The organism is Paenibacillus cellulositrophicus, from assembly GCF_009363095.1.
GTDB lineage: Bacteria > Bacillota > Bacilli > Paenibacillales > Paenibacillaceae > Paenibacillus_AQ > Paenibacillus_AQ favisporus.
The window spans coordinates 2,518,428-2,530,721 of the sequence record NZ_CP045295.1 but is presented as its reverse complement, the minus strand read 5'-3'; the positions used below and the strand labels follow the sequence as shown (position 1 = coordinate 2,530,721).

Annotated in this window: 12 protein-coding genes; 9 read left to right on the top strand and 3 right to left on the bottom strand. The window is 51.4% G+C overall.

Annotated elements, in window-relative coordinates:
• The first annotated feature begins 1 nt into the window (after position 1).
• Both GCU45_RS11390 and GCU45_RS11385 read left to right on the top strand, forming a co-directional pair.
• Complete coding sequence (locus GCU45_RS11390) at positions 2–1,156, top strand: MFS transporter (protein ID WP_152399010.1); 1,155 nt, start codon at positions 2–4, stop codon at positions 1,154–1,156.
• A 269-nt stretch (positions 1,157–1,425) separates the two neighbouring features.
• A complete protein-coding gene (locus GCU45_RS11385) occupies positions 1,426–2,349 on the top strand; it encodes a GNAT family N-acetyltransferase (RefSeq protein ID WP_244364527.1) in 924 nt (307 codons plus the stop codon).
• A 315-nt stretch (positions 2,350–2,664) separates the two neighbouring features.
• Here the strand turns inward: GCU45_RS11385 and GCU45_RS11380 are convergent, their stop codons facing one another.
• Positions 2,665–3,252, bottom strand: coding sequence for a dihydrofolate reductase family protein (locus tag GCU45_RS11380; RefSeq protein ID WP_152399009.1), 588 nt, complete (start codon positions 3,250–3,252; stop codon positions 2,665–2,667).
• Positions 3,253–3,371: 119 nt separating this feature from the next.
• Between GCU45_RS11380 and GCU45_RS11375 the strand changes: the two genes are divergently transcribed.
• On the top strand, positions 3,372–3,575 hold the full coding sequence (locus GCU45_RS11375) for a PHP domain-containing protein (RefSeq protein WP_152399008.1): 204 nt from the start codon (positions 3,372–3,374) through the stop codon (positions 3,573–3,575).
• 73 nt (positions 3,576–3,648) lie between these two features.
• On the top strand, positions 3,649–3,933 hold the full coding sequence (locus GCU45_RS11370; protein WP_152399007.1) for a PHP-associated domain-containing protein: 285 nt from the start codon (positions 3,649–3,651) through the stop codon (positions 3,931–3,933).
• 85 nt (positions 3,934–4,018) lie between these two features.
• On the opposite strand, the gene GCU45_RS11365 is transcribed toward GCU45_RS11370, so the two are convergent.
• Positions 4,019–4,582: a GNAT family N-acetyltransferase gene (locus GCU45_RS11365; protein ID WP_152399006.1), complete on the bottom strand. Its 564-nt coding sequence runs from the start codon at positions 4,580–4,582 to the stop codon at positions 4,019–4,021.
• A 202-nt stretch (positions 4,583–4,784) separates the two neighbouring features.
• Here GCU45_RS11365 and GCU45_RS11360 point away from each other — a divergent pair, with 202 nt between their 5' ends.
• The gene (locus tag GCU45_RS11360; protein WP_152399005.1) at positions 4,785–5,633 is read left to right on the top strand and encodes a stalk domain-containing protein; all 849 of its coding nucleotides are present in this window, start codon (positions 4,785–4,787) and stop codon (positions 5,631–5,633) included.
• Between the two features lie 337 nt (positions 5,634–5,970).
• Complete coding sequence (locus GCU45_RS11355; RefSeq protein ID WP_167527122.1) at positions 5,971–9,573, top strand: discoidin domain-containing protein; 3,603 nt, start codon at positions 5,971–5,973, stop codon at positions 9,571–9,573.
• Positions 9,574–9,795: 222 nt separating this feature from the next.
• Here the strand turns inward: GCU45_RS11355 and GCU45_RS11350 are convergent, their stop codons facing one another.
• A complete protein-coding gene (locus GCU45_RS11350) occupies positions 9,796–10,125 on the bottom strand; it encodes a winged helix-turn-helix transcriptional regulator (RefSeq protein WP_306433704.1) in 330 nt (109 codons plus the stop codon).
• A gap of 211 nt (positions 10,126–10,336) precedes the next feature.
• Between GCU45_RS11350 and GCU45_RS11345 the strand changes: the two genes are divergently transcribed.
• The 3 genes from GCU45_RS11345 to GCU45_RS11335 all read left to right on the top strand — a co-directional run bounded on the left by GCU45_RS11345 (position 10,337) and on the right by GCU45_RS11335 (position 12,285).
• Entirely contained in the window at positions 10,337–11,290 is a 954-nt protein-coding gene (locus GCU45_RS11345) for an alpha/beta hydrolase (protein ID WP_152399003.1), read from the top strand.
• 267 nt (positions 11,291–11,557) lie between these two features.
• Positions 11,558–11,887, top strand: coding sequence for an ArsR/SmtB family transcription factor (locus GCU45_RS11340; RefSeq protein WP_152399002.1), 330 nt, complete (start codon positions 11,558–11,560; stop codon positions 11,885–11,887).
• Complete coding sequence (locus tag GCU45_RS11335; protein WP_152399001.1) at positions 11,884–12,285, top strand: SRPBCC family protein; 402 nt, start codon at positions 11,884–11,886, stop codon at positions 12,283–12,285. Before GCU45_RS11340 ends, GCU45_RS11335 begins: the two co-directional genes overlap by 4 nt.
• The last annotated feature ends 9 nt before the right edge of the window (positions 12,286–12,294 follow it).

The window sequence follows — 12,294 nt, the reverse complement described above, 5'->3', positions numbered from 1 at the left end:
GATGAGAAAGTTCTATTTATTATTAGCTATATTTATCGCGGCGTTGAACCTGAGGCCAATTCTTACGTCGGTTGCCCCTTTGCTCGGTACCATGCAGAGCGATTTGGGAATGAGCGGGCTGACCGCAAGTCTGCTCACGACGCTGCCTGTATTATGTATGGGGATTTTTGCTCCTGCAGCGACGGCGCTGAGTGATCGGCTTGGGCTGGAACGCACGATTGCCTTCGCCTTGCTGCTTATTACAGGAGGCACTGCTTTGCGAGGAATCGTCGGCTCCGTCACGATCCTGGTGGTTACAGCGTTGGTAGGCGGGATCGGAATCAGTTTGGCAGGGCCTCTATTGTCCGGTTTTATTAAAAAATATTTCCCGACGAAGCCCGGCATCGTCAGCATCTACTCCGCATCAATGACTGTGGGGGCAGCTTTAGCATCCGCCTTCTCCATTCCGATTTACGACCGGAGTCATCACAGCTTAACGTTGACCTTGTCATGCTGGGCTATTTTGGGTGTTATTGCCCTCTTGATCTGGTCGGCATTTCTCCGGAACAAGGCCGAGCGGAAGAGATTGGTTCGTTCCAGGCTGCCCATTCGTAATAAAAGAGCGATATTATTAACGTTATTTTTCGGTTTTATGGCAAGCATGTTCTATTCCATTACCGCATGGATTTCACCGATTGCGCACAGCTTCGGGTACAGTCCGTCGAGCTCGGCGGTGTTCCTTACCTTGTTTACGATTATCCAAGTTCCTGTCTCCTTAATCGTTCCGGGTCTGGTGTCCCGCTTTGGCAAAAGAAGATTGTTTCTGGTTTTGTGCAGCGTGTGTGAATTGATCGGCATTGTGATGTTATTGCTCCATCTGCCGATGCTGCCGGCTATCGTTTTTCTGGGAATCGGGGCAGGCGGATTATTCCCGCTGGCGCTGATGCTGCCGATCGTCGAGACGAACACTTCGGAGGAAGCGGGGGCATGGGCCGCGATGTCTCAGTGCGGAGGTTACATTATCGGCGCATTCGGTCCGCTGCTGGTGGGAACGATCCATGATTACAGCGGAAGCTTTCACGCTGCGCTTCTCGCGATGCTCGTAATCATCGTGGCGATGATCGGGGTGCAGCTGCTGATCGCAGGCAAAGAGGCTGAGGAGGGGGCAGGTTCTTAAAGGCTATTAGGAAGATTGACTAGGGATGATAGAACCGGCCTCGCGCCGGTTCTTCTTTTAATATTAGTAATACAACCGCAGCTTACCGTTAGCGGACAGGATACTTTAATCATAGTCATTTTCTACCGTACCGTTCCCTATTTCTTCGAGTAATATAGTTGTAGTTCTTGCAGCGTTTGAATGGTCAAACCGATAAGATTAAAGGGGAACTCGCATTAGTCAGCTCTATAAACTGCGAAATGCCCTGCCGTGGAAAGAGGGGTATATATTTGAGCCAATTATCGCCCGAGACGGTCATCCGTAATTTTCAACATGCAGACATGCCTTTACTGGGTGAGCTGTACCAATCAGTAACAGCCAAAGGAAATGCCGTCTTTTGGTGGGTCGGAGATGAAGACAATTGGAATAACGTGTATTGTGCATTTGAAAAGGGGGAAATGGTCGCCAAGGGTCAAGTGAGCATCATAAACGTTGTGCCTCCGGGTCGCTCGAAAGAAAACCGTCATTCCATTTACATGAATCTTAAAACCATTCCGGAAAGAAACAATGACATGGATCTGCTTGAAAAAGTCTATCCGTATCTCCTGGCCAGAGCCCATCAATTAAAAGAGACTTTGTCTGAAGAATACAGAACGATGCTTTGTGTAGGGAACGATTCATCAGAAACCGCAAACAATCAGTTTTTTATCCAAAAAGGATACCTCCATCTAAATAGTCTATACCGTATGAATCGAAACCTGACTGAATCCATTCCTGAGTTAGAGCTTCAAGATGGGTATCAGTTTGCGTATTGGCAGATGGAGACACCTTCCGAGGAACAACAATATTTGGACGTAGAAGCTGAAATCTGGCCAGATACGCCGCTGGGACTGAATAGACTTTCCGAATATAAGAAAAATAAAATTTGGACGTCTATGGTCATACGCGAGTCGGACATTATTGTTGGTGGGCTGATGACATGGCAGGAGGAAGACCATGGCGTGATTGAGGACGTATTTGTCCGTGAATCATGGAGGAATCGCGGCATGGCCAAGTATTTGTTAACACAGGCTTTGAGATATCTCCGGTCTAATCAATTGAATAACGCGAATCTCATGGTACTAACTTCAAACAAAACAGCATTATCGCTGTATGAATCCGTAGGTTTTTACACGGAGCTGGAAGAGGTAAGATACTTCATACCATTAGAGTAGGCAGCACAAAAAGGAGGGCTAAGCACAATGTCATTAAGTTAAGGCTGCGGTCCAAAAATCAAGAAAAGAGCAGGTTATCGAAAAGATAGCCCGCTCCTTTTTTGCGAAAAAAGGAGGTTTCGCAATGAATGAGTACGCGAATTCGCTAAAAGAAACGTGGACATCCCTACCGTTGGTCTGACGAATTTTCACGCAAAGAAACAGGAGTCTATCACCCGAAGAGATTTTCGCAAGAATGATCATGTACAATTTCGCTGAAATGATGACCTCGCACGTCGTCATTTCGTGCTGTCAGTAATGATCTGCCCGGTTGAGCTAAGCTGTAGCGGGTCTGTAGGTTACCAAGAGGGAACCCACCTTAAGTGTTTTGGTGTCCACGAGATGGAATTCCTTCTGTTCCTTAAGATTGTCAAACAAATGCTCACCTACGTTGACCACAACCGGGTGCATGACTATCTGATATTCGTCAATAAGATTTGCGTTTGCAAGTGATCGCACGAGCGTTGGACTACCGAAAATAACGATGTCACCACCGTCCCCATTTTTTAGGTCCTTAATTTGCTCTTCTATATTACTGCCAGTTAATTGTTTTGGAGCTTCAAATTCTCCCCATTTTAGATTTTCGTGTGGGCAGGTGCTTGTTACAACGAGTTTGTGGGCGTTGTTTATCTTATCACCCAGGCCTGAACCTCGAGTATTCGGCCACTTTCTAGAGAGGTCTTCGTAGGTTCCGCGGCCAAGCAAAATGGTATCAGCTGTCTCGAAAATATTTAATAGATACTGAGACCCTTCCTCAATGCCAGCGCTATTTCTCCAGGCCGCCCAGTCGGTTTTGTCCTCGCTTGGGTCGCCAGTGACAACTCCATTCAAAGTACTGTGAATGAATAGAATAATTTTACGCATGCGATCGTCCTTTCTGCTTGATCATCGTAATTTAGTTTCTCATTTATTTAGACGAAATTAGATTACGATATTCATCGGTGTATTTGTGCAGGAAGCCCAAATCGGGAAAATAACTGGATATGATCGGCATTTCGGACCATACGCCGTTTTTCGCATCGGCCGAAGACCATCCATCCTTAACGGGGAGTATGGCAAAATCTGAGTTTCCAACGTATATTCGGGAGGTTTTGGAGCTAAAGAAGCAGTATCATGGGAAAATCGAGGTGCTGCTCGGCATCGAAGCGGATTTTTTGCCGGAGCATCTGGATTGTACCGATCGGTGATCGCTGCTTATCCGTTGGATTACGTCATTGGCTCCGTGCATGAGTTCGCCGGCATCGCTATTTCAACGGATACTTGGAGCTGCGTACCGAAGCGGCCAACGTCATGCTGAAGGCGGTTGCGGAAAGAGATGTAGTGATTGAAATCAATTCCTCCGACAACCACTGGGTGCCGGACGGTGATTTGCTGGAACGCGCGCACCGTTACGGGGTAAAGGTGACCTTTGGCTCTGATGCGCACGAACCCGAGCGCGTAGGCGAGCATTTCGCGGCGGTCGCCGGCTATTTGTATGACATTGGCTACCGTGAATGGGCCATATTCCGCCATCGCGAGCGGTTCATGGTTCCGATCGCCTGGTGAGTATGCCATTGAAAGGCAAGGATTGAGTAGGAAGCCGCTGATCCCAGTCATGGGGAACCGCGGCTTTTTTGGTGAACGGAAGATGCTATCCCCCATCTAAATTCAGAAAATCCTCCCTCAAAAGCCCCATTACGATGGTGTCAACGTACTGTCCATCAATATAGGAATGCTCGCGCAGCCTTCCCTCAATAACGAAGCCGCACTTCTCATAGGCACGGATGGCCCTTGGGTTGCCGCCCCATGTTTCGAGCTGAACACGTCGCAGGTTCATCGTCTGGAACACATACCGGATCAGCGCTTTCATGGCATCCGATCCCCAGCCTTGTCCCCAGAAGTCCTTGTCTCCAATACCGATGCCGACGGTGCAGCGGCGGGAGACGATGTTCACGTCTCGGTACTCAATGAAACCGATATGCTCGGGTTGTTCGCCGCGCGTATAAATGGAGAATCGTCCTTTTTCCCGTTTATCCAGTTCCAGGATTTCCTTTCTGTATGCATCCTCCAAATATTCCAGTGGAACATGGCTGAACAAGAACAGGGCCGAACCCGCTTCCAGCTTGGCTGTTTCCTCATCATTTCTCCAGGCGTATGCCCGTCTGTAATCATCCAGGGAGACGGGGCGCAGTTCGACCTTTTCACCAGTGATCAATAGAATCTACCTCCATAACCGTTTTTGATCGTCGCCATCTTGATGAATTGATTATTACAGAAAGGAGAGCGAGGGACAAATGCTCTTGAATGGCTGTACGGATGAATTGCCTGTTTACTCTTAACATTAATAATAGAAATTGGTAGGATAAGGGATGGGGATTGGATAAGATAGAAACTTATAGAAGGAGCGATGACAAAACATGAAGAAGATCATCCCAAGCATCATTTTTGCATTCATTCTTGCGATCGCATCGTCGCCTGCTTATGCAGCGAACCATCCCATCCAAATTGACGGCGTCGCGGTGGCGTCCGATGTGAAGCCGGAGACGAAAAACAAGCGTACGATGGTGCCTTTGCGTGTGGTCAGCGAGAATTTGGGGGCCAAGGTCGATTGGTCGAATTCGAAAGTGACGCTTACCAAAAGCAGCATGAAAGTGACGCTGCAAACGAACAGCACGGCGGCCATGAAAAATGGTGAAGCGGTGCAGCTGGACGTCAAGCCGTACATCAAGAACAATCGCGTGATGGTTCCGCTCCGCTTTATCGCCGAAACGTTCGGCTGTACAGTGAATTACAGCAATTCGAAGGTTACGGTCGAAACCGCGCCGCTCGTCATTCACAACGTGAAAGTAAAAGCACTGCAGGAAGAATACCACATGACGATGGGCGGCGTCGTTCAGCAGGTTAAAGGAAATGCGTATAACGCAGCCATTTATGATGCTTTTGTGCGTAACAAAGGCGCCAAAGTCGATGCCCCCGCCAGTTACTCGTGGATGGTAAACATCGACGTGCCCGGGTCGTATTACAAAAATGCGCAGTACGATTTTCTGGATGAGAAAGGGAGCAGCGTGCAGCGGTTTGATGTCTATTCTCTCCTTCACGCTTTTCCCGACGAGCTGTTGACGGGCTACCCGGAAGTTCTCTTGTATGATGCTAACGAGGACCAATGGTACCTGTTCAGCGGTGCGGCAAGAGACTCCATTCAGTCGTTGGTGGATGCGGCCGGAAAGAACGGATTTCTGAAGGTGATCAGCAATACGGTAGCATAAATAAAGGCAAGCATAGGGCCATCCTGCAAAGGGTGGCTTTTTTGCGTGATCATGCTCCTCCGACCATTATTAAGTTTCATGAACGATATTTAATTCCTAAGGGTGTTTCTTACGAAAGTACTGCCAATGTGAAAAAACGGAAGTGTACGCTGCAGGCTGCGCCGATTTAGACTCATTTTTGAAAGCGCTTTATTCGTTGGCGAAAGGTTCTGACTGCTTTCACAGCATCAAAGCTTGGGCAAAAGTCGAGGTCATCTTGCGCCAAAAGGAGGTGGGGAAGTCTCCCGGGACGGGGAGGATGTGTGTACGATACCTAGACAGGAGGTTATTCAATTTGATGCGTAAAAGATGGAAAGCAAAGCTCGCGGTGCTTAGAGCCATTCCCGCCATCGTGCTGGCTGCCGGTACGGTTCCGTTCGGAATGCAGCCGGCCAGCGCAGCCGCGGAGAAATTCCCGACCTTCGTTCAGCACGCTGTCCCCAGTCTCACCTCCGGTACGGCCGATATCGCCGGCACCGCGTTTGTGGATCAGGACGGGGAGTTTCACTGGATGTATTCCGTCTCCAACTATGAGCAGGCGGACAACGGGGGATCCTGGATCAAGTACAACACCAGCACGGACCTGGGCAAGCTGAACACGAATTGGGGCACCCCTGTGACTTATAATTCTTACTGGAACCGGCCGGGGACGATCAATTACAAAATCGACGAAACGAACGGCATTCCGACGCCTTATCAGGATGATCACAACGACGGTATCGGCATTTGGGTCGATCCGGATACCGGTTACTGGTACTCGCTCACCAATGATGAGTATCAATTTAATCCATTTGCTACCGGGAACCCGACGAACAACCAGCGGATCGCCACGGGCGTGCACAACAACCGCGTTCTCTCCATGTACTCGACCGATAAAGGCAAGACATGGAACCTGATCGGACAGGTGGCGACCTCGCCGTGGAACGACAGTGACGAAGCGGTCACCGCGAGCGGTTTTCCGGGGAAGACCTGGTCGTACGGGGTGGCCGGGACGCGCTTCTTCGTGGATAACGTTAACGGTTATTTTTACGTTTTATACAACAACCATATGAATTGGAAAACGGGCTACAGCAATGTCCTCACCTACTTCCACCTCGCCCGCTCGCCAATCAGCGCAAAGATGGCCGAAGGCTCGTGGGACGTATGGTACAACGGCACGTGGACGCGCTCTGCTCTAAAAGGGTATGCCGGATGGATCGGAAGTCCGATGGGGGCAGGCAGCGATCATAATCTCACGGTTAACTATACGCCAGAGACGGATGACCTGAGGCTGACCGGCATCGGGATGGATAACTCTTCGCTCGATATCGGCTATATGAAAGTGCCGAGCAGCGGTGATTTCACCTTTAAAGACCCGGCAGGCAGCACATATACGGCGAATACGGTGAGCGGAACGATCACCGGTCCTGGCGGCAGTGTCCCTTCGGTGACGTACTCCGATCCCGCACTGGATGCAACGGTAACGGTCTATGTCGAGAGCGGCGCGGTGTGGATCAAGCAGGAGAACAACGCTACCGGCTATGTCACCTCGGTCAAAGTCAGCGCAGGCAATCCGATCTTTAAAGATACCGTGACGGAACGGCTTTTTGTTCCGGTCAATACGCAGTATGAGAACGCCTTTTCGTATAACGTGTACAGCGGCAAATACCGCTCTGTCGGCTACGATGGCTACGTCTACGAAACCGACGATCTCGGCAAGCCGGACACCTTCCGCCTCGTCGGCAAGCTGCCTGCCACGGTGGGGAGCTATATGTCCCAGATCGATTCCGGAAGCCTGACGAACCAACAAGTCAGCGGCTATTCGTTCCGGGCGATCTCCGACTTGTCCGGCAAGCAGATCAGTTATTCCCTGCCCGAACCCGATGCCGGCCATGCCTACTATTCTTCTTACAGTCCGCCGAAGGACAACGATGGAACGGATATCTCCCCGCTGTCCTCATACACGGTCTCTGTCGGAGGCAGCGACCTTAAGGACGGCGCGGCGAGCCAGTGGCAGTTCGTCCCCGTACCTGACGAATTCGACCCGTCGAAGAACAGCGGCTTCTACCGATTGCAAAATGTGGAGACCGGAAATGATCTGAAGGTATCCGGATCGACGCCGGCGCAGACACGGGCGATGGGCGCAGCAGTCACCACGGGGCTTGCGGATCCGAATGCCGATCCGAACGGCAACGGAGGAAACGGCACCGCGGCCGGAAGCGATCAGTGGTATCTTCTTCCGGTCGGAAACGCGAAGGCGGCTGACCTATCCCCGGATTCTTCGGTTTCTGATATCGAGGCCGCAACGAATACGAGCTTAACCGGGATCACCAAGTACAGGCTGGTCAACCGGGCCAGCGACCGTGCTGTTGAATTCGTGTCGGGTCAAGCGTCCATCCAGGGGATCAAGTTCGATGCCTCCAATGCTCAGGTGCTGACGATTACGCCGACGGCTGCAGGATTGGCTGCACCGACTGGGTTGACCGCCAAGGCAGCGGGCCAATCCCAAATCGACGTCACCTGGAACGATGCTAATGGGGCAGCAAGCTATGATCTGTTCGTGGATGGCGTGCTGATCAGCGGAGTAAGCAGCCCATACAAGCATACAGGGCTTGATGCGAACTCGACGCATACGTATCAAGTAAGAGCCCGCAGCAGCTCGGGATCGAGCCTGTGGAGCCTGCCGGTCCAAGCCACGACGACGTCGGGGGTCATTTCGGAAGGTAAGACAGCAACGGCAAGCTCATCCCAAACGGGGAACAATATCGAGTACGCGAATGACGGTAAAGCCGGCACGCGCTGGGCGGCCGTCACGAATTCCTACCCGCAGTGGTGGAAAGTCGACCTCGGCGACATCATGCATATCACGAAGCTCGAGAGCTACTGGTACAACAGCGCAACCTACCCGAGATACTACCAGTACAAAATTGAAGGCAGCAATGACGATATCACGTACACGACCCTCCTGGACAGAACGGACAATAAAACGCAGGGCTTGACGACGGATACCCTCGATGCGTCGTACCGCTATCTCCGCGTAACGGTGACGGGATCCAACTACAGCGGAGGAAGTGCTTCCAGCTACGAATTCAAGGTGTATGGAGAACCCGTTCGTGAAGATTCGGTCCCTGCGCCTCCGGCTAACCTGACGGCTAAGGCGGCAGGCGACAGCGCGATTGATTTGAACTGGAACGCGGTAGAGCAGGCGGAAGGGTACAGCGTCTACCGGTCCGATAAGGCCGACGGCGAATTTGTCAAACTTAACGACGAGGTACTGTCTAGTACGACGCATACCGACACCGGCCTGTCGGCTTCGACGGAATATTTCTACATCGTCAAAGCGGTCAACGCAGCCGGGGAATCCGCTCCATCGGATGTGGTGTCTGTGAAGACGGATCAGCCGCACGTAACCGGCATCAACGTAACACCGGAACAAGTAGAGTTAAAGGAAGGCGAAACTGCGCAGCTCACTGCGATCGTTACACCGGTGGATGCGGGAGATACGACGATCAATTGGACATCGAGCGACACCGGCATAGCGGAAGTGAGCGACACCGGTAAGGTAACGGCCAAAAGTCCGGGGACCGCGGTAATCACGGCTGCAGCCGCCGGCGGCGAATATACCGCGACCGCCCGCATTACTGTACTGGATACGACCTCGCCGACCATCGTGCTGGATGAACCGGGGAAATTGACGGGGAATCACTACAATGTGGAAAAGGGAACGCTGCGCGTTACGGGTAAAATCAGCGAGCCCGGCATTGTTCTCGTGAATGGAGTACAGGCTGACGTGAAGGATGACCTGACGTTCAGCGCGGATATCGACCTTCAGCCGGGCATGAACCGGATTGAAGTCACGGCATCGGATCGGGCGGGCAATACGGCCGAGCCTGTCGGCTATAACGTAGTGCCCTCTAAGTAATGTTACAGGCCGCTGCTCTATCGGTCAGCTGCTTCGCATCTTCCAACGGTAAAACTGCATACGAGAGTATGATGTTCGTCTCAAAAAATAAAAATCCTGAACCTTGCCGGTTCAGGATTTTTATTCGCGGGACAAGTTGAGCGTTATTTCTTACCCCTCCGCTAAGCTTATGAAATGTCAAAATCCTTATCGAGGCTATGGATTTTGTTATAGAACGGTAATCTAAGTCGTAGAGCGAACGGGGTCAGACACGCGTTCCCGATGGACCAATCCCCACTGGGCCATGGCATTCAAAACAGGAATAAACGTCCTGCCGTATTCGCTTAGCGAGTACTCGACTTTCGGCGGAACTTCCGGATAGACGGTTCTAATAATGAGATTATCTTGCTCCAGTTCCCGAAGCTGTTCCGTTAACATTTTACGGGTAATTTGCGAAATCGAACGCTGGAGTTCGTTAAAGCGCCTGGTCCCACCAACCAAACGCCATAGGATCACAGCCTTCCACTTTCCTCCAACCACGGACAATGTTGCCTCTACCGGACAACCGCCCATATCCATCACATCCAATCCGTCCCATGAAGTTACCAAATGGGTACTATGTCACGCAAAAGTGCGTACTTACATGGTTATTCTCCATTCAGTATACTTCATTTTGACCGGAATGGTAGCTGTCTTACCGAAAGACGCTGCTCGTGAATGGTTGTTTATTTCGGATATAAGAAGACTCGTATCCATTATATTTGATCCCTAAGGAGGAACCATCATGCCGCTTGACCCTCAAGTTCAAGTTGTGTTGGAAAATATGAAGAAACAAGGGGTCCCGCCTCTTCACACGCTATCCGTGGAGAGTGCCAGAACCGTCAACTTAAGCTCCATGGCCGCCCAGCCGGAAGCAGTATGGAAAGTCGACAATCGAAAGATCCCGGGTCCGGCCGGTCACATACCGGTTCGGGTATATCGTCCTCAAAACAAATACCCGCTTCCTGTTCTCATTTATTATCATGGAGGCGGCTGGGTCGTCGGGGACCTGGATGCAGCAGATGTGTTATGCCGGCAGTTGGCCAATGGGGCAAACGTTATCGTCGTCTCGGTAGATTACCGTTTGGCACCGGAACATCGGTTTCCCGCTGCCTTCGAAGACGCCTATGCGGCTGCAGCCTGGGTTGCGGAGAATGTCTCTTCGCTAGGAGCGGATCCCAACCGGATTGCGGTCGGCGGCGACAGCGCGGGCGGAAATTTGGCCGCTGCCGTAACCTTGATGGCAAGGGACCAAGGGTTGTCCTTCATCAAGTTTCAGCTGTTGTTCAATCCGGCGACCCACTACGCGTTCGATACGGATTCTTACCGCGACAATGCCGAAGGGTACGGCCTGACGACGGACACGATGCGGTGGTTCTGGGGCCAATACCTGGCGGAGGAGCAGGACGGAAGGAACCCCTACGCTTCGCCATTATTGGCTGCCGATTTCAGCAGCCTTCCGCCCGCTCTCGTCATCACGGCCGAATTTGATCCGCTGCGCGATGATGGGGAGGCTTATGCGGCGAAATTACAAGACGCCGGCATTCCTGTGGAAGCGAAGCGCTATGACGGCATGGTCCACGGCTTCATGCTTCAGACCGGCGGTTATGACCAAGGAAGACAAGCAGTGCAGCATGCCGTAAGTGCACTGCGGAAGGCTTTGCATGGACAGGAGAGAGGCGGAGAGACAGCAATATAAAGTGTGCAAGGATTAAAGCCGAGCCGGTAAATGTATATTCAGTTGATCCGTAAAACTTCAATATTTCAGCATGTGGGCATCCTTCAGGGATGCCTTAAACTTTTTACTGCATCATGCCTGGCGTATACAGAGGCCCAAATGTTCGGTGACAAGCCATTTAAACTTTATTCCGAATTACGGCTTGACAGGACACTAAATGGTGTCTTATTATGAACTCATAAGACACCGGTTGGTGTCCTATCATCGAGCAGAATAGGGATGATGGGAATGGATGAACAACATGAAGCGAGGGATGTATATGCCGCGGTTGCCGATCCGACGCGGCGCAAATTGCTTAGATTGCTGGCCGAGGCGGAAGAATTGCCCTTACACGAATTGACGGTGCATTTCGAGATGGGGCGGACAGCCGTTTCCAAACATCTGGCAATCCTCAAAGCCGCCGATCTGGTCAGGCACCGCAAGGCCGGGCGGGAAACAAGGTATCGATTGAACGCAGAGCCTCTGAGAGAAATTGAAGATTGGGTCACTTTTCACACGGCTTTTTGGAACCAAGGATCGGCCAAGCTGAGTCAATTATTGAAGGAGGAAGAGGAATGAAACCGGAAGTGAAGCTGGATTTTCAATTCGATAGTCCGATTGAGAAAGTATGGCTTGCATTGACTGATTCCAACATGCTTGCGAAATGGGTGATGGACAACGACTTTAAGCCGGTTGTCGGCCATCACTTTCAATTCCGGGCCAAACCGTCGAAAGTATGGGATGGAATCGTCGAATCAGAAGTGCTGGCCGTGGAAGAACACCACCGCCTATCCTACACCTGGGTAACCGCGGGGGTAAGTACGGTTGTTACATGGACGCTTCATTCATCCAATGGCGCAACCCGCCTTCATCTTGAGCATACCGGATTTGAAAGCGAGAGCTTGTCGTATAACGGAGCCAGACTCGGTTGGGTCAAGATGGCCGATCAGCTTGAAGTGGTATTGGCTGAGCTGTAATGCAAATGA